15 protein-coding genes are annotated in these 17,412 nt (G+C 39.4%); 10 read left to right on the forward strand and 5 right to left on the reverse strand.

The window, feature by feature from the left end; translation table 11 throughout:
* The first annotated feature begins 33 nt into the window (after positions 1-33).
* Complete coding sequence (locus QNH48_RS15690; RefSeq protein ID WP_283951016.1) at positions 34-519, forward strand: PaaI family thioesterase; 486 nt, start codon at positions 34-36, stop codon at positions 517-519.
* Positions 520-569: 50 nt separating this feature from the next.
* Here QNH48_RS15690 and QNH48_RS15695 read toward each other — a convergent pair whose 3' ends face one another.
* Both QNH48_RS15695 and QNH48_RS15700 read right to left on the reverse strand, forming a co-directional pair.
* Positions 570-953 carry a hypothetical protein gene (locus QNH48_RS15695; RefSeq protein WP_283951017.1) on the reverse strand — a complete coding sequence of 128 codons (384 nt, stop codon included), beginning with the start codon at positions 951-953 and terminating at the stop codon, positions 570-572.
* Between the two features lie 143 nt (positions 954-1,096).
* Positions 1,097-2,014, reverse strand: a complete 918-nt coding sequence (locus QNH48_RS15700) for a TetR/AcrR family transcriptional regulator (RefSeq protein ID WP_283951018.1) — start codon at positions 2,012-2,014, stop codon at positions 1,097-1,099.
* Positions 2,015-2,200: 186 nt separating this feature from the next.
* On the opposite strand from QNH48_RS15700, the gene QNH48_RS15705 reads away from it, so the two are divergent.
* Entirely contained in the window at positions 2,201-3,730 is a 1,530-nt protein-coding gene (locus QNH48_RS15705; RefSeq protein WP_133367977.1) for a DHA2 family efflux MFS transporter permease subunit, read from the forward strand.
* 120 nt (positions 3,731-3,850) lie between these two features.
* The gene (locus QNH48_RS15710; RefSeq protein WP_283951019.1) at positions 3,851-4,324 is read left to right on the forward strand and encodes a branched-chain amino acid aminotransferase; all 474 of its coding nucleotides are present in this window, start codon (positions 3,851-3,853) and stop codon (positions 4,322-4,324) included.
* A gap of 45 nt (positions 4,325-4,369) precedes the next feature.
* Here QNH48_RS15710 and QNH48_RS15715 read toward each other — a convergent pair whose 3' ends face one another.
* Complete coding sequence (locus tag QNH48_RS15715) at positions 4,370-4,987, reverse strand: GyrI-like domain-containing protein (RefSeq protein ID WP_283951020.1); 618 nt, start codon at positions 4,985-4,987, stop codon at positions 4,370-4,372.
* A 608-nt stretch (positions 4,988-5,595) separates the two neighbouring features.
* Here QNH48_RS15715 and QNH48_RS15720 point away from each other — a divergent pair.
* From QNH48_RS15720 to QNH48_RS15750, 7 genes are all read left to right on the forward strand, one after another.
* Complete coding sequence (locus tag QNH48_RS15720) at positions 5,596-6,960, forward strand: NAD(P)-dependent oxidoreductase (RefSeq protein WP_481858422.1); 1,365 nt, start codon at positions 5,596-5,598, stop codon at positions 6,958-6,960.
* 78 nt (positions 6,961-7,038) lie between these two features.
* On the forward strand, positions 7,039-8,325 hold the full coding sequence (gene preA / locus QNH48_RS15725) for an NAD-dependent dihydropyrimidine dehydrogenase subunit PreA (protein WP_283951021.1): 1,287 nt from the start codon (positions 7,039-7,041) through the stop codon (positions 8,323-8,325).
* Positions 8,326-8,340: 15 nt separating this feature from the next.
* Positions 8,341-9,759, forward strand: a complete 1,419-nt coding sequence (hydA, locus tag QNH48_RS15730; RefSeq protein WP_283951022.1) for a dihydropyrimidinase — start codon at positions 8,341-8,343, stop codon at positions 9,757-9,759.
* 159 nt (positions 9,760-9,918) lie between these two features.
* Positions 9,919-11,388 (forward strand): NCS1 family transporter, encoded by a 1,470-nt coding sequence (locus tag QNH48_RS15735; RefSeq protein WP_283951023.1) that lies wholly within the window; start codon positions 9,919-9,921, stop codon positions 11,386-11,388.
* Between the two features lie 29 nt (positions 11,389-11,417).
* A complete protein-coding gene (locus QNH48_RS15740; protein ID WP_283951024.1) occupies positions 11,418-11,636 on the forward strand; it encodes a hypothetical protein in 219 nt (72 codons plus the stop codon).
* A 30-nt stretch (positions 11,637-11,666) separates the two neighbouring features.
* Positions 11,667-13,133 carry a CoA-acylating methylmalonate-semialdehyde dehydrogenase gene (locus QNH48_RS15745; RefSeq protein ID WP_283951025.1) on the forward strand — a complete coding sequence of 489 codons (1,467 nt, stop codon included), beginning with the start codon at positions 11,667-11,669 and terminating at the stop codon, positions 13,131-13,133.
* 16 nt (positions 13,134-13,149) lie between these two features.
* A complete protein-coding gene (locus QNH48_RS15750) occupies positions 13,150-14,505 on the forward strand; it encodes an aspartate aminotransferase family protein (protein WP_283951026.1) in 1,356 nt (451 codons plus the stop codon).
* A 54-nt stretch (positions 14,506-14,559) separates the two neighbouring features.
* Here the strand turns inward: QNH48_RS15750 and QNH48_RS15755 are convergent, their stop codons facing one another.
* Together QNH48_RS15755 and QNH48_RS15760 are read right to left on the reverse strand one after the other, a co-directional pair.
* Positions 14,560-15,873 carry a multicopper oxidase domain-containing protein gene (locus tag QNH48_RS15755; protein WP_283951027.1) on the reverse strand — a complete coding sequence of 438 codons (1,314 nt, stop codon included), beginning with the start codon at positions 15,871-15,873 and terminating at the stop codon, positions 14,560-14,562.
* Positions 15,874-15,927: 54 nt separating this feature from the next.
* A complete protein-coding gene (locus QNH48_RS15760; protein WP_283951028.1) occupies positions 15,928-17,334 on the reverse strand; it encodes a multicopper oxidase domain-containing protein in 1,407 nt (468 codons plus the stop codon).
* Positions 17,335-17,412 lie beyond the last annotated feature (78 nt).

A 17,412-nucleotide genomic window follows, 5' to 3' on the forward strand; every position in this document is an offset into this window, starting at 1 on the left:
ATATGTTATAATTTTCTGAAAAGGGGGATTCAAATGGAAGAAAAGGTACATAATGCAATTCAGGATGAATACCCGGATGATTTCGCCTGGTGTTATGGATGTGGCAGATTAAATCAGGAAGGGCATCATTTCCGGACAGGCTGGCTAGGAGAAAAGACAGTAACGATTTATTCGCCAGAACCCGAGCATATAGCACTTCCGGGATTTGTTTATGGCGGCATCGTTGCCTCTCTAATTGATTGTCATGGTACAGGGTCAGCATCTTTAGTACTACATAGAAAAAATGGCTGTGAGGCAGGTGACGGAGCTGAGCCTCCTCGATTTGTAACAGCTTCATTGAAGGTCGACTTTGTAAAACCGACACCCCATGGAGTACCTTTAAAGGCCATTGGAGTCGTTCATGAGATACACCCTAAGAAATTTAGGGTAGAAACAGAAGTTTTTGCCGATCATGTACTTTGTGCCCGAGGCGAGGTTATTGCAGTAGTAATGCCGAGTACTTTTGTAAATCAAGAATAACTAAAAAAAGGAAGGGGCTTTTGTGCTCCATTCCTTTTTTGTTTCAAAATTTATTTCCTTCTTATTTTAAATTCCCACATATTATTTCCATCCCAACCCCTTGATATGATGTGATTTCCGCTTATTGTATCGAAGTGTTTAACATTGCTGGGACTTGATGTATTCGAGCTTTGTTTCTGGGGTTGCTCTTTTAATTCTTCCAGAACTTTTGAATCTTCCAGATCTTTTGAAACCTTCAGAACTTTTGGTTCCTCCAGTCCTTTTGAATCTTCACTTTCAATCTTAATTGGGATTTCATCTAAAACTTCATTTATAGATTCATTTATAAATTTCCTATGCAGTGGTCCTTGACCCCAGAATTTGAAAGAATCAAATATAGATCCTTTACTCTTTATATCTGGTGTTTGATTCTTGTCTGCTGTTAAATCTTCCATTGATGCACCCTCCTGTAGTTTTTAAAGCAGTAACTACCTGCTCCTCCTCAAAATAGTAAAACAAACCAATGTTTTTACTAATTTACGTAAAACTACCTAGAAATGCATAGGCAAACGCTCAGTCTTAAAAAAACTACTATTTATTATTCTTCTTCCTCTTGCTCTAATTGTTGAAAGAAAACGGTTATGATTTGATTAAGCTGTATCAAGTCTTTTTTCCAGATTAAAGCTGGGTTGTTTTGTAATGTTTCGATGGTGCTTTCGATTAGGAATTTTCTTGGTGCTCTGGTATGCATGATTTCTTCTTGAATGAAATCCAACAGTTCGTGATACCTTTCCTGGTCATTTTTATCAGGAAAGTGTTTTGTTATTGAATTCCTCATTGGACCCACTATTTTAAAAAATTGGTCAATTAATTCATGATTATTTTTATGTTTTCCAGGAAGCCATTTGTCTAATAGCTCTGGTTCATGGATTTGCTCTCCAGCCTCGGTCACTTCATTAACCATATTTACTAAACGGTTCACACTATATCTGACAACATCACTTATTTTCTCATTTGAATCTGTTGCCATCCGATTGTATTGGAGATTATTCTGTAAGAATCCCTGGAACATAATGGCGCAATCTAATAAGTATGGCTTATTCTTCTCACCAAAAATATCAATAAACCTTTGAACCATCCACCTAAGTGAACGAAGCCGGCTAATACGAATGTATTGTTTTAAATCAGCATCGTTTGTTGCCATGACTTCCTCATAAAGTGCAATTAATTTATTTTTCCTATTAGATATCATTTGCAATTCGATTTGTTTAATAAAAATCTCTATATCTGAAGGATTTTTCCCAATTAATAAATCATTTCTATCCTTTGCTAGCTTTTTAAAAATCGTTTTATAAATGGCGATTAATAATTCGCTCTTAGATGAGAAGTATTTGTAAAAAGTCCCTTTTGAGATACCGCTAAAATCTAAAATATCCTGAATCGATGTGGCTTGAAATCCTTTTTCAATAAATAACTGATGAGCTTTATTTATAACATGCTGCTTACGTTCGTTCACTTTATCACCTATTATCTGAATTATACTACCTGTATAAAAATATACTACATTATTAAGGTACCTATTACAAACCCATAATTTTGTAGTGTTTTTTTATTGCAAAAAATGAACAACCGGTATATTATTATAAAGCATGAAACAACGGTATAAAAAAATGTACAAAGGGTTTATAGGGGGTATATAAACATGGAACACAGTAAAAATGAAACAAAACGTCCCCCATACGGGATTATTGTAATCCTGATGATTGGGGCATTTATTGCTTTTTTAAATAACACTTTACTTAATATTGCACTTCCATCCATAATGGCTGATTTAGAAGTAGATGCTTCAACTGTGCAATGGTTAACAACTGGATTTATGTTAGTAAATGGAATATTAATACCAACTACTGCATTTTTAATTCAAAAATATTCTGTACGAAAACTTTTCTTAGTTGCCATGGGCTTATTTACAGCAGGAACCATCCTTGCTGGGATGGCACATGTATTTCCGGTTTTATTAACAGGCAGGATGACGCAGGCAGCGGGTTCAGCGATTATGATGCCACTTTTAATGAATGTCATGTTAGTAAGCTTCCCTATTGAGAAAAGGGGAGCAGCAATGGGGGTTTTTGGATTAGTTTTAATGGGGGCACCTGCAATTGGACCAACATTATCTGGTTGGTTAATCGAACACTATGACTGGAGAATGCTGTTCCACTTTGTAACACCAATTGCCGTGATTGTTCTGTTAATCGGTTTCTTCTTATTAAAGGATAAAAAAGAAAAAGTTGATATTCGCCTTGATTTCTTATCTGTTTTACTTACAAGCGTGGGATTTGGCGGCTTACTTTATGGGTTCAGTTCAGCCGGAAAGCAAGGCTGGGACAGTCCACAAGTATATTTGACGATTGCGATTGGAGCTATTTCATTACTAGTGTCTATCTTACGTCAACTAAAACAAGATCAGCCTATGCTTAATTATAGAATCTTTAGGTACCCAATGTTTGCATTATCATCGGTTATCTCAATGGTGCTTACGATGGCCATGTTTTCGGGGATGCTTTTGCTGCCGATTTATGTTCAAACAATACGCGGTATTTCTCCGTTGGATGCAGGTCTACTGATGCTTCCAGGAGCAATCATAATGGCGCTTATGTCACCAGTTACAGGGAAACTGTTCGACAAATTTGGCGGACGCATTTTAGCTATAATTGGTTTAGTCATCACGGTAGTAACCAGCTATCTTTTCAGCCAATTATCACTTGAAACAACGTATACACAATTATTGCTTTTATATTCAGTTCGAATGTTGGGGATGTCGATGGTGATGATGCCAGTTTCTACAAATGGGTTAAATCAATTGCCAGCACGTTTTTACCCACATGGTACTGCCATGAACAATACACTTCAGCAAGTATCTGGAGCAATCGGAACTGCCCTTTTGGTAACTGTCATGTCAAACCGCGCAGAGTCAAAGGCTAAAGAGTTAGGTGAAGCTGCTATGGCAAACTTGACTGAGCAGCCAACGGAGGCAGCCTTAGCTCAAATGCAGCAACAAATTATGATGAGCGCCACGTTAGACGGCATCAATTTTGCCTTTTTCGTGTCCGTCTTTATTGCTGCTGTTGCCCTTATCCTTGCTTTCTTTATGAAACGTGCGAAACAAGCAGAAGATACTATAGAGGAAAACCCAGCAGAAAAAAAAGTAGTAAATAAACTAGCTGAAAACTAGTATGATACTTCTCGTCTAAACTCCATGTGAGTTTAGACGTTTTTTATTGTTGGAAATTTGCTTTTTTATTTTACATAACTATATAGTTAAAGTGGGATTGTTTTAATAGGAGGATATTAAATGGAAAACAAATTAAATTCAAATTTTACTGATGCTTATATTGAACGATGCAGCAAGGAAACTGAAACGATGATTGCCAATGAATCGTCCAATTTTTTAAACCAGACTATTGCATACCTAAAAGAACATAAAAATGAATTTATTTATGTAGAGTCTATATTGTTTGAACAAATCGGTGTTGAGGGTGTGTCACTTGAGGCTGATGATGTTTTTGGTACATACGATGTCATGCTTGGATTAAAGCTTCAAAAAAAGTTTGAAAAGATGTTAAAGGAACAGCTGAATAACTCTTTACAGGGCGATGAAGGAAAGTTTGATCTAATGTTTAGCTATGATGATGGCTTATGGGATTTAAATTTTGCCCTGAATTATGTGGATGGGTATACAGAGAATCTGACTATTCATGAGGCCTTTCAGTTAATACATCAGTTTTTAAATACTTTAGTCAATACAATTAAACTAACAACCAGCTGAAATATGCTGGTTGTTTTGCTTGCATGGATGACAATAATCCATACGTTACTTTGTCTTAAATCTAAGTACTGTTTTTAATTTTGTTGCTTCAGTTTTTCTTGGGTCACTTATGTAGATTTCACGATGCCTTTTGTCTGTACGGGTTATATTATTGGCAGAACAAAAGTCATGCATTTTTGAAAATGTTTCAGGTTCACTGTCATAATCTCCTATGTGCATACATTGGACACATAAGCCCTCTTCAATTTCTTCAAACTTAGCAGATAATAACAAGTCCTCTGAGATTTTTTTTGCAGATAATTCTTTCGCCATTGAAAATAAATCATCTGACACAAAATCTGGCTGTCGAATCATTAGTTTATAAACCAACCTGTCTTTGTCTAGCTGTTCTAATTGTCTTCCAACTTCATCCAAGTCCCAAACACCTTCTAAAGGAAAAACAGTATATTCAAAATAACCCTCGGGGGTTGTTCCTTTTTTTGGGAGCATTCGTATTGCATAAGATAATGCATATAAAGCCTCAACACTTTCCTTAAAAGCTTCGCTGTTAGGATTTCCTTTTCCCATTAATGTAAAGTATTTCAACGGTGGTACAACAATCTTAGTTGGTTTGGCAGAAGGCAGGTATAGTTCTTTTTCTTTTTTTCGCCATTCATATTTCATGGAACATCATCCTTTGTTTATTCATGTATTGAATATGGTATATTTTACAATTATAGTTCAAATAGCAGGATAAACAAAGTGAATGTTGGGGAGGAGAAATTACCCTCTGCTAGTTTTTGGTGCTACTTTAATAATTGTTCATATACAAAACATTCGGCAAATAATTTGCGAATGTCGAGAACTTATTTGGAAAAAAAACTGTGATTGGTTGAAAATCCACTTACACATTAACTTCATTTTTCCTTTATACTCATTGAGTTTAAGTTATTTTTAAAAAAGCCAATTACCTCAAATATATTCATAATAAGTTCGATGGAATTTTACAAAATTTTTTGTTCATTTGTGATAAATTGGTAAAAGGTTAACTATGGTACAAGAATATCTTTCATTTATCTACTACAGAAATCATCGATTTTTCCCTTCAAATCATCATCAAATATTATGGATTCGCATAAATGTTATATAGAATCTAGTTCACATACTGGATAGTAGAATACAAGCACTATTTTACAGATTGTATGATGTAATGAATTTTTTGCTGCCTGTAAAATGAAAACCATATGCAGAATTTTCAGTAAATTAACTTTTGAATAAAGGAGGGTTTTTTATTGGAAAAAATACAGCGGATCTCCAATACCAATCTGGAATTAAACTTTCAGGAAGTAGAACGTCCTCTTTCACATCAAGATGCGTTGGAAGAATCTAATCGCTGCCTGTATTGCTATGATGCACCTTGTATTAAGGCCTGTCCGACAGGCATTGATATTCCCACTTTTATAAAAAAAATAACGACAGGAAATTTACTCGGTTCTGCCAAAACTATTATGACTTCCAATCCAGTTGGTGCAAGCTGCGCTAGGGTGTGTCCAACGGAGGAGCTGTGTGAAGGGGCATGTGTCTTAAACCATTCCACAAAACCAATTATGATTGGAAACCTTCAGAGATATGCTACAGATTGGGCTATTAAAAATGAACAAACTCTTTTTCAACCTGGAACAGCTAATGGTAAATCTGTTGCTGTTGTTGGCGGTGGACCAGCAGGACTTTCAGCCGCTCGGGAATTAGCCAGATTTGGATATGAAGTGACGATATTTGAAGCTGCAGAAAAAGCTGGCGGTTTAAATACTTATGGAATAGTCTCATTCAGGCTTCCACAGGCAATATCTTATTGGGAAGTAGAACAAGTTGAAAAGCTGAATGTCACAATCAAAACAAACACAAGGGTTGGAAAGGATATTTCCATAAAGGACCTACTTGGAAAATTCGATTGCATTGTGTTAGCGGTGGGGATGGCACATGTACCTGACTTAGGTATTGAAGGAGAAGACCTAGAAGGAGTCTACGATGCCATTGAGTTTGTAAAGGAAACAAAAAGTGGAAGATTATCGAATGATTTTGTCGGAAAGCAAGCCGTTGTCATCGGTGCAGGAAATACCGCAATAGATGGTGCAACCTGTTCTGTACGTTTAGGTGCGGAAAATGTAAAAATCCTATATCGTCGAACAAAGGAAGAAATGACTGCCTATGATTTTGAATATGAATTTGCCAAACAAGACGGTGTTGAATTTCGCTGGTTAACAGCACCGAAGAGAATTATAGGAGATGAAAATGGAAAGGTGACAGGGATTGAATGTTTAAAAATGAAGCTTGGTGAACCAGACCAAGACGGACGGAGAAGACCTCATCCTGTTGAAGGCTCTGAATATGTCATACCGGCAGACGCAGTCATCAAAGCAATCGGACAAACAAGGCATTTGGAACTAATTAAAGGCTTTGGACTGGAACATGATAGTGGTGTGGTATATGTAAATAAAGAAACCTATCAAACTTCTAATCCTAAAATATATGCTTGCGGTGATGTTGTTTTTGGAAAAGGCAAAGGGGACGCCATGGTTGTTACCGCAGCTCAACAAGGAAAACTAGCTGCCTTTACCATTCATAAGCAATTTACGGCAGTGGAAACAGCAAAGTAAATGACCAAATCAAAAGATATAAATATGTAAGCGCTTTCCAGCATTAAAGCATTTCTATTTTAAAGGGGTGAATTCAATATGGCTGATTTGAGTATTAATCTCGCAGGGATAAAATCCCCCAACCCATTTTGGCTAGCTTCAGCACCCCCTACCAATTCAGGGTATCAGGTTCAGAGAGCCTTTGAAGCAGGTTGGGGCGGGGCAGTTTGGAAAACATTAGGTGACCCAATTTTGAATGTTTCCTCTAGGTTTGCAGCCATAGGTTTTAACGGACAACGGGTGGCGGGGTTCAATAATATTGAATTGATAACCGACCGGCCCTTAGATGTGAATTTAAAAGAAATCTATGAAACAAAAAAAAGATTTCCTAACCATGCGATTATCGCATCCTTAATGATGGAGCCAAAGCAAGAAAAGTGGCACGAATTAGTTAAGCGTGTAGAAGATGTCGGAGTTGACGGTCTCGAATTAAACTTTGGCTGTCCTCATGGTATGGCTGAACGTGGAATGGGTTCTGCTTCTGGTCAAGTACCAGCACTTGTAGAACGTCAGACCTATTGGGTAAAAGAGGTGGCAAAAACACCTGTTATCGTAAAATTAACACCAAACATTACGGATATTACAGCTACGGCTGAAGCAGCATGTAATGGTGGTGCGGATGCCATTAGTATGATAAACACGATTAATAGTTTGATGGGGGTAGACCTTGATACATGGAATACCATCCCTCATGTTGCAGGAAAGGGGGCACATGGAGGCTATTGTGGTCCTGCAGTTAAACCGATTGCTCTTAATATGGTGGCGGAATGTGCACGTCATGCAAATATAAACGTTCCAATATCAGGAATTGGAGGGATCTCCAACTGGCAGGATGCCGTTGAGTTCATGTTAATGGGTGCTGCAGGTGTGCAAATTTGTACCGCTGCCATGCACCACGGATTCCGTATTGTCGAGGACATGATTGAGGGACTTAGTCATTACTTAGATAGTAAGGGGATAAAGTCGGTATCTGAAATCATTGGAAAAACTCTTCCAAGGTATTCGGATTGGGGAAATTTAGATCTTAACTATAATATTGTCGCAAAAATCAATACGGATGTTTGTATCAACTGTAATAAGTGCCATATTGCCTGTGAGGACACATCCCATCAATGTATCGATAGGTTAACTGACGAGAACGGTAGAAGTTATCTAAAAGTTAGAGAAGAAGATTGTGTTGGCTGTAATTTATGTTCCATTGTCTGCCCGGTAGACGGGGCAATCGATATGGTCGAAGTGGCGAATGAAATACCGCCGATGACATGGAACGAAAGACAGTCAGCCTTGAGTCTTGCACCAGAATGCAAGATTGATAGTAACAAATGAGAAGGGAGAAATCGTATGAAGAAGTTGATAAAAAATGGAACGATTGTAACAGCAGCAGATACCTTTACAGCAGAAATTTTAATAGAAGAAGGAAAAATCTCTCAAATTGGCAACAATCTTTCAGCAAATGGCGCTGAAGTTATCGACGCAAAGGGCTGTCTCATTTTTCCTGGGGGCATTGACCCGCATACCCATTTAGATATGCCTTTTGGAGGAACCGTGACAAAGGATGATTTCGAAACAGGCACCATTGCTGCAGCTTTTGGCGGGACGACAACGATAATCGATTTTTGCTTAACAAGTAAAGGTGACTCGTTAAAAAATGCAATTCAAACCTGGCATGCAAAATCTAAAGAAAAAGCTGTCATAGATTATGGTTTTCATTTAATGATATCGGAGATCAATGAGAATGTATTGAATGAACTTCCTTATGTGATTAATGGAGAAGGTATCACCTCTTTCAAGGTGTTTATGGCTTACAAAAACGTTCTCCAAGCAGATGATGAAACGCTTTTCCGAACGCTTGTCTCTGCAAAGGAACATGGAGCACTTGTCATGGTTCATGCAGAAAATGGGGATGTAATCGATTATTTAACGAAAAAGGCAGTCGCAGAAGGAAATAGAACCCCAATTTATCACGCTTTAACAAGACCACCAGAATTAGAGGGAGAAGCAACGGGAAGAGCTGCAAAACTGACTGGGCTGGCAAACTCGCAATTATATGTGGTTCACGTATCTTGTGCGGATGCGGTTGAAAAAATTGCCGAAGCACGGAGTAAGGGCTTTGATGTTTGGGGTGAAACCTGCCCACAGTATTTAGTTCTTGATCAAAGTTACCTAGAAAGACCAAATTTTGAAGGTGCCAAATATGTCTGGTCTCCTCCGTTACGAGAAAAATGGAATCAAGAAGCACTGTGGAATGCGTTAAAAAGCGGTCAACTTCAAACACTTGGATCTGATCAATGCTCGTTTGATTTTAAAGGACAAAAGGATTTAGGAAGGGATGATTTTACTAAGATTCCAAATGGCGGGCCAATTATTGAAGACCGTCTATCTATATTATTCTCTGAGGGGGTGAGAAAGGGACGTATAAGTCTTAATCAGTTTGTTGATCTTACATCCACAAAAGCCGCAAAGTTATTTGGCTTATATCCGAAAAAAGGCAGTATTGCAATTGGGTCTGATGCTGATATTGTCATTTTTGATCCACAGGCAGAGCGTGTCATTTCCGCTGAAACGCATCATATGGCAGTCGATTATAATGCCTTTGAAGGAATGAAAGTCACGGGAGAGCCCGTTTCCGTTTTATCTCGAGGTGAATTTGTCGTTCGTGATAAACAGTTTGTAGGAAAACCAGGTACCGGACAATATTTAAAGAGAGCCAAATACAATGGGTATACTCCAATAAACCAAAATGAAACCTTATCCATTTAGCAGCATTATATAGAAAATTATTTTCTCCATTCATTGTTGAACGACTCCTGCAATTGCTTGCTTATGCAGGCAATTGCACTTTAAAACCTCTGTTGGAAATTGGTATTTGAATTTAAATGGTTAAATTCTTTTATCTTAAACCGAATAAGGAGTGTTCATATGAAAAAAAGCCACCTAAAGTCTTCAGACTTATTACCCATTCAACAAAAAGATAGGAAAATCACAAAGCTAGGTTACTCGTTTATGTGGGTAGGGATGGTTGTGGTACTCGCTACCTTTGCCATTGGCGGTGCAGGTGTACAAAGTTTATCATTGCCACTTGTTATTCTAGCAACGATTATTGGATCCCTTGCGATTGGATTCTTTATATCCTTAATCGCTGATATTGGTATCGAACATGGTTTGTCATTTCCTGTGTATATGAGAGCGCCATTTGGAACGATTGGTACTCATATTCCTTCGATAACTAGAGGTGTAACAGCATCTGCTTGGTTTGGGATCAATACCTATTTTGGTGCGACAGCAATGAATGGCATTTTAAATATATTATTTGGTTTTGATAATTGGTTTGTTTGCTTCATTATTTTTGCAATTGTTCAGTTGATTAATACCGCTTTAGGAATCAAATCAATTGAACGATTTGCGGATTTAGCAGCTCCAATCATTATCTTAATCTCTATTTGGATGTATTCCTCCTTATCTGACCAAGCGCAGGCTGCTGGCAGAGACGTTTGGAGCTGGGTAGAATCACCTGTTACTGGTGGCGCTGCGTTTACAGCCTTTATGGTGGTTATTTTTAGTAATATGGGCTTCTGGGCAACCTTGAGTGCCGATATTCCATCGATTTCACGCTTTATGAAGGCTCCAGTAAATGAAAAGAACTGGTTTAAGAGAAATAAAAATTCATTAATTGGTAATCTTGTTGCCATGCCATTAACACAAACCTTCATGATTATCATTGGTGCTGTATCTTACATTGCAGTATTAAATGCAGACCCAGTGGTGGCCCTGCAAGATTCAGCAAGTGGAATAATCCTTGCTGTATTACTTCTAATGATTGTCTTAGCACAGTGGTCAACAAATACTGCTGCAAATGTTGTACCGGCAGCAACTATTTTCTCCAATGTTGGGGGACCAAAGTTTCCATTTTGGGCGGGTGTTATTACAGCAGGTATTGTAGGAACAATCGTTCAACCTTGGGAGTTATTTGGTGTTATCATCCCTATTCTTCTAATCGTTGGCGGTATATTGTCTGCAATCGTTGGAATTCTCTTTGCTGATTATTATTTAATCCGCAAAAGACGAGTGAATGTTCCAGAGTTATACGAAGACCAAGGTCAATTTAGATATTGGAGCGGCATGAATCTTGCAGGGTTTATTGCTTGGATCATTGGCGGTTATATCTCCTATTTATTCCCGTCGTATGGTTTCTTGGTAGGGTTCGTACTTGGAGCGGCTATATATTATGTGCTTGCAAAGTACTGGTGGTTTAAGAAGTATCAACAGGCTGAACTGGAGGATCCGAGTGATGCAAAATATCTAGGAATCTCTGTTGGTCGTGATTGGGTCATTGAAGAAGAATATGTGACAGTTATAGAGGAAGCACCTGCCAATTTAAATTTCGAATAACGAAAATTTCTTATTTGTAGGAGGGTCCAATGTCGGATTATCAACAATATCTTAATGAAAGAGATAAGCTCGATTTTTTCATTCAGAAGGGTTTTCGAATTAATGCTGTCCATGAGCATTTAGATGGTGCTTCTATTGAGTTTTACCATCCAACAAGTAAGGAAAAAGAAACATTAATTATTGGAACCGCAAATGCAAGAAAGTATTTTTCGAGTGTACTCATTAAACAAAATTTGGGGATAAAGTGATTTATTTTGATTATCAATGGAGGAGAACAAATGAGCGTGACAAAAAAAGATACAACGGTACTACAGAATTTTATTAATGGTGCATGGGAAAATTCAAGCAGTAATCAGACCCTTAATGTGCCAAATCCAGCAACCAATGAATTACTTACAAAAGTTCCTGTTTCTACGAGAGAAGATGTGAACTCAGCAGTAGCAGCTGCAAAAGAAGCCTTTAACAAGTGGAAGAAGGTTCCTGTTCCGAAACGAGCACGGATACTCTTTAAATATCACAGTCTATTAAGTGATAACCATGAAGCGCTAGCAAAATTAATCGTCCTAGAAAATGGTAAGGCCTACAAAGAGGCTCATGGAGAAGTTCAACGTGGAATTGAGTGTGTAGAGTTTGCTTCAGGAGCACCTACTCTGATGATGGGGGAAACCTTATCAGGTATTGCAGAGGAAATTGATTCCGAAATGTTCCGTTATCCATTAGGGGTTGTCGGAGGAATCACTCCGTTTAACTTTCCAATGATGGTTCCACTTTGGATGTTTCCATTAGCTATTGCTTGCGGAAATACCTTTGTATTAAAGCCATCTGAGCGTACACCGATATTGGCAAATAGACTAGCAGAGCTGTTTTCTGAGGCTGGTGCCCCTCCTGGAGTATTGAATGTGGTCCATGGTGCTCATGATGTCGTAAATGGATTACTTGACCACGAAGACATTGCTGCGATCTCGTTTGTTGGTTCCCAGCCGGTTGCGAAGTATGTATACGAACGGGCAGCCTCTAAGGGAAAAAGGGTTCAAGCCCTTTCCGGAGCCAAAAATCATCATATTGTGATGCCTGATGCCGATATGGATAAGGCGGTCCAGCATATTATCTCTTCAACGTTTGGAAGTGCTGGGCAACGCTGTATGGCTTGCAGTGCGGTGGTGGTTGTCGGGGACAATGAACCATTCGTTAAGGCTTTAGCGAAAAAGGCAGATGAGTTGATAATCGGTAACGGAATGGATGACGAGGTGCTATTAACTCCCATTATTAGAAAGGAACATCGTGATAAGGTACTCGGATATATAGAAAAAGGTGTGCTTGAGGGTGCTGAATTAATTCGTGATGGACGCAGAGAAATGAGTGACCATACAGAAGGGAATTTCTTAGGTCCAACCATTTTCGATCATGTTACTCCAGAAATGACCATTGCCAAGGATGAAATATTTGCCCCTGTATTAAGTCTGCTGCGAGCGAGTGATTTAGACGAAGGATTGGAATATATTCGAAAATCGAGATATGGAAATGGAGCGACGATTTATACCAATAATGCAAAAGCAATCCGGCAATTCCGTGAAGAAGCCGATGCGGGTATGCTGGGTATCAACGTTGGTGTTCCAGCGACAATGGCGTTCTTTCCATTCTCAGGCTGGAAGGATTCCTTTTATGGTGATCTCCATGTGAATGGGAAAGATGGTTTAAACTTTTATACACGTAAGAAAATGATTACATCACGGTTTGAAGCATAGAAAGGAGGAGCTGAAAATGGTTCAAACAGGTCGTCCACATGAAGAATTACTTGCGCAGGATGATAAATATTTATGGCATTCTATGAAGCCTTATAATCCGAATGCTACCATTGTGGCTACAAAGGCTGAGGGGTCTTGGGTAAGTGATGCGGATGGGAAGCGATATTTAGATGCAATGGCTGGACTATGGTGCGTGAATGTAGGCTATGGAAGAAAAGAGCTTGCCGATGCAGCATTTGAACAACTTAAGGAAATGGCATATTTTCCACTTACTCAAAGCCATATCCCAGCCATAAAGCTTGCTGAAAAGTTAAATGAAATGCTAGGTGATGAATATGTCATCTTTTTCTCAAACAGCGGTTCTGAAGCCAATGAAACTGCCTTTAAAATCGTCCGTCAATATCATCAGCAAAAAGGGGAGTTTAACCGTTACAAAATACTTTCTCGCTATCGTGCCTATCACGGGAATTCGATGGGAGCTTTGGCCGCAACAGGTCAGGCGCAAAGAAAGTATAAATACGAGCCTTTAGCTCCTGGTTTTATACATGTAGCTCCGCCTGATTCCTATCGGGACGATACGAATGTTAAAGATCCTTTCGAACTTTCATCGGTAAAAGAAATCGACCGGACAATGACATGGGAACTAAGCGAAACGATTGCCGCAATGATAATGGAACCAATCATTACCGGTGGTGGAATCTTAGTTCCGCCTGATGGCTACATGAAGGCAGCCAAACAGGTTTGTGAAAAACACGGTGCTCTTTTAATTGTAGATGAAGTTATCTGTGGGTTTGGTCGTACTGGAAAGCCATTTGGTTTTATGAACTATGATGTAAAGCCTGACATTATCACAATGGCTAAAGGAATTACAAGTGCATATTTACCGCTTTCAGCTACTGCTGTTCGGAAAGAAATTTATGAGGCCTTTAAGGGTACAGAAGAATATGACTACTTCCGTCACGTTAACACCTTTGGCGGTAATCCAGCGGCTTGTGCGTTAGCATTAAAGAACCTAGAAATTATGGAAAAAGAAAACTTATTTGACCGTTCTCGTGATCTGGGGAACCAGGTAGTAAATGAGTTAACAAATCTTCTTCAAAATCATCCATTTGTCGGTGATGTCCGCGGAAAAGGATTGTTGGTCGGAATTGAATTAGTGAAGGATAAGAAGACAAAGGAACCTTTAGATGTAACACTGGTTAATCAAGTGATTGCTTTCTGTAAGCAGGAAGGGTTATTAATCGGTAAAAATGGTGCCACTGTTGCCGGGTACAATAATGTATTAACGTTATCACCGCCATTAAATATCGAGAAGGAAGATATTAATTTCATCATCAAAACGGTTAGTAATTCAATAAAAAAAATAAAATAACTGCAAAAAGTCCTAGGTGTTGGAGAACACCTAGGACTTTTTTAGTCTAGCAAGCTATTTAATTACAATTGGAATTCTTCCATTTAATAAAAATGCATCGCTCAAATGATGGCGGTATTCTATCTGACCAAAAGAGCTAGTAGGCCGGTTTGATCTTATCAGCACATCAATTCGTTGAGCTGTTGACATTTCAATCGGTTTCCCGGCAGGAACTGTATAGGGGTGATTGTAGCGTCCAAAAGGAGGAACACCCAGAGACCGTCCGTCAATTGCGATAACGACCACATCCACAGGGAAGGTTACCTTTATTTTTGTATAAGCAGCACATAATAGACGGATTAGGATGGTTTGATTTCTTCTTGCGTTTATAGAAATTTGCATTCCACCAACACCACTATTTAAGGCTGCTGGAACAGTTAAACCTGGTCGGATGGAAACGGTACTGCCAATGCGTCCTGGGAAATCAACACCCGTTACTACAAAGTAATCAGGATTGTAATCGTGGAAGGCAAAGAAATCATAGCTGCCACTTGCGTTTTCATCGAAACGGTCATCCACCCCAGGGTTATTACCATGCTTTGGAAAGGTCTGATGGGCATGTTCCGCTTGTTCACGCCAAACAGAATCGATGTCGTCAATAACCCATAGTGCCTCTATATCATAAGGAATGGTCATGGCATGTGGGTCCCCACTCTCTAAATTACCGCCTATAAAACCTGGGAAGATTGGGTAATTACTTAGATTTGCAGCGGTACGGCGCGGATACCCGCCAACATTCTTTCCATCACTCGGGTCATAGGCATCGGGTGGTTCAATAATTAAAAAACCATATAATCCATATTCAAAATGTTGGATAGTACTTCGATGACAATGGTAAAAATAACTTCCGATATGATTTGGCTGCCATTGGTAGGTATACTTTCCTAACTCCATGGAGGTGTGACCAACACCATCATTCATGGCAGTTGGCTCGATACCATGCCAATGGACAGTATGTGCTGGCTGACCATGTCCATTAACTTGACCGTGGAAAATTACCCCACGCGGAACCCGGATGGTTGGCCCAGGAAACGTCCCGTCCACTGCCTCGGGAACATCAGGATTCTGAATAAGAAAAAAACCAAGTTTCCTGCCGTCCCACATCTGTATGTCTCTGCCTTGCATTAAATGGACCCTCTGAGTAAAGGGGATTTCATTCGTTGCACCTGGAATGGTAGCAGCTACAAATGCAGGGACAGGATTGGTTGGATTCAGGAGTTCTGGAGTTGGCGGATTCTCTTGAGGCGGATCGAATGATTTAACCCATTCACCTTCATGACCAACTACGGACCTGCGTAGAATTTTATTACCAGGATTTGAAAAAGACATAGCATTACTCCTTTTTTAGTCCAAAATATTAATAGCTATCACATTGAGTTTTGTTTAATGAGCTCCTTCGTGTCCAGCTGCGGGACCAGTCGTTCCTGGTCCATGAACCGTAGGTGCCCCAGGAAAAGTAGTGACACTTCCTGGAGTATTTCGGTCACCAATGAAATCTAATCCACTCATCATCCCCAAACCATAGTTACCGCCTTGAGCTGATTGACTGGTCTCAGAGTGATCATGCATAGGGTAGCAGATAGGAGACATTTGTACCGAAATATCATAATTCCCGGCCTTTGTACCGATTTTTGGAAAGTGTGAACCTAACTCTTCCGTAGGCGGCCAGACTGGATGAGGAACCGATCCTTCGATTTCTGGATTTGCGATTGAGATTAACGGTTTATCTGCCAGCCCAATTCCGCGCTCATTTGGAACATCTGGCGGCCTTGTAAAAGGAACTACCCATTCGACTGTATCAAGCGGCTTTACGGTATGAGTGTCTAGCCAGATAGGATTCTCCTGGACAGCACCGTTAATTCCTGTTACGTATACGTGATTGGCATGTATGTGCAGGGAATGTAAAGATAAACCCGGATTTAATATCCGAATTACTGCGGGCTCACCTACTCTGTGACTAGGAGTTATATACGGGTTATGCGCAGCGAACCACCCGGACTGACCATTTACGGTAAAGTAGTTTGGTTTACGGTTCAAACCGTCAGACCTGAACCGATCCCTTTGATAGGCATTTATAAATTGTGCTGCAGGATAATCTCTTCCTGGCGGATATTTTCCGACTTCTTCAAATAAACGAGAGCTTGCTGCGTGGAGTATCCAGACATATTGTCTAAAAGCAGGTGTATGTGTGGAATCATCACCTTGTTCCCAGGCTAATCCTGGGAAGTGTGAAGTAGTTCCGAAATCATCAAAAAGCTGCTGCACGGATGGCGTAGGAGTAGTATAAGGAGTAAACTTATGCCCTGGAACAGCTTGATTTGGCATCACAATTAAGGCTCCATGCAGCCCCATTACCCGGTTCACAGGTGCGTTAAGGTTGTCGTAATATAAATAAGTCCCTGCTTTTGAAGCAACAAATTGAATCTGTTTTGTTGCTCCTGGTGCAATAGGACCACTACTCACCATGCCAGGTATGAAAAAAGCATGTGGTTCATCCAGTCCATTTGTAATCGAAACCTTAATAAGGCTTCCCTCAGTAGTAAAAATATGAGGTCCGGGAATTTCTGCTGGGAAGTTTTTCTCTTTGTACAACCAGAAGTAGCATTGTGCTTTGTTTTTGGAGTTATGTGTGATCATATCCTTTACTGCATCGGTAATCGTAAAGTTAAGTTCTTGAACTTGTTTAACTGCAAGAAGGGAATTATTAGAAACCCAAGTAGGCAAAACACTTCCTACCACCAATGCGGCAAGACCGCCTCCAGCATACTTAACAAAATCTCTTCGTTTCATTTTTACCTCCTTAAACAGTCTAGAGAAAAGGTTTTACCGAACAAATGGCCTATGTATACCCGCTGTAAATTCGAGTGT

This window comes from Neobacillus sp. YX16 (assembly GCF_030123505.1).
In the GTDB taxonomy this organism is placed as follows: domain Bacteria; phylum Bacillota; class Bacilli; order Bacillales; family Cytobacillaceae; genus Neobacillus.

What these genes read in the sequence shown, in the direction of transcription:
- QNH48_RS15750 (WP_283951026.1), top strand. Translation starts at nt 13,150, where the DNA reads ATGGTTCAAACAGGTCGTCCACATGAAGAATTACTTGCGCAGGATGAT.
- QNH48_RS15710 (WP_283951019.1), top strand. Translation starts at nt 3,851, where the DNA reads ATGGAAAACAAATTAAATTCAAATTTTACTGATGCTTATATTGAACGA.
- QNH48_RS15755 (WP_283951027.1), bottom strand. Translation starts at nt 15,873, where the DNA reads ATGTCTTTTTCAAATCCTGGTAATAAAATTCTACGCAGGTCCGTAGTT.
- QNH48_RS15705 (WP_133367977.1), top strand. Translation starts at nt 2,201, where the DNA reads ATGGAACACAGTAAAAATGAAACAAAACGTCCCCCATACGGGATTATT.
- QNH48_RS15695 (WP_283951017.1), bottom strand. Translation starts at nt 953, where the DNA reads ATGGAAGATTTAACAGCAGACAAGAATCAAACACCAGATATAAAGAGT.
- preA (WP_283951021.1), top strand. Translation starts at nt 7,039, where the DNA reads ATGGCTGATTTGAGTATTAATCTCGCAGGGATAAAATCCCCCAACCCA.
- QNH48_RS15740 (WP_283951024.1), top strand. Translation starts at nt 11,418, where the DNA reads ATGTCGGATTATCAACAATATCTTAATGAAAGAGATAAGCTCGATTTT.
- QNH48_RS15735 (WP_283951023.1), top strand. Translation starts at nt 9,919, where the DNA reads ATGAAAAAAAGCCACCTAAAGTCTTCAGACTTATTACCCATTCAACAA.
- QNH48_RS15690 (WP_283951016.1), top strand. Translation starts at nt 34, where the DNA reads ATGGAAGAAAAGGTACATAATGCAATTCAGGATGAATACCCGGATGAT.
- QNH48_RS15715 (WP_283951020.1), bottom strand. Translation starts at nt 4,987, where the DNA reads ATGAAATATGAATGGCGAAAAAAAGAAAAAGAACTATACCTGCCTTCT.
- hydA (WP_283951022.1), top strand. Translation starts at nt 8,341, where the DNA reads ATGAAGAAGTTGATAAAAAATGGAACGATTGTAACAGCAGCAGATACC.
- QNH48_RS15760 (WP_283951028.1), bottom strand. Translation starts at nt 17,334, where the DNA reads ATGAAACGAAGAGATTTTGTTAAGTATGCTGGAGGCGGTCTTGCCGCA.
- QNH48_RS15745 (WP_283951025.1), top strand. Translation starts at nt 11,667, where the DNA reads ATGAGCGTGACAAAAAAAGATACAACGGTACTACAGAATTTTATTAAT.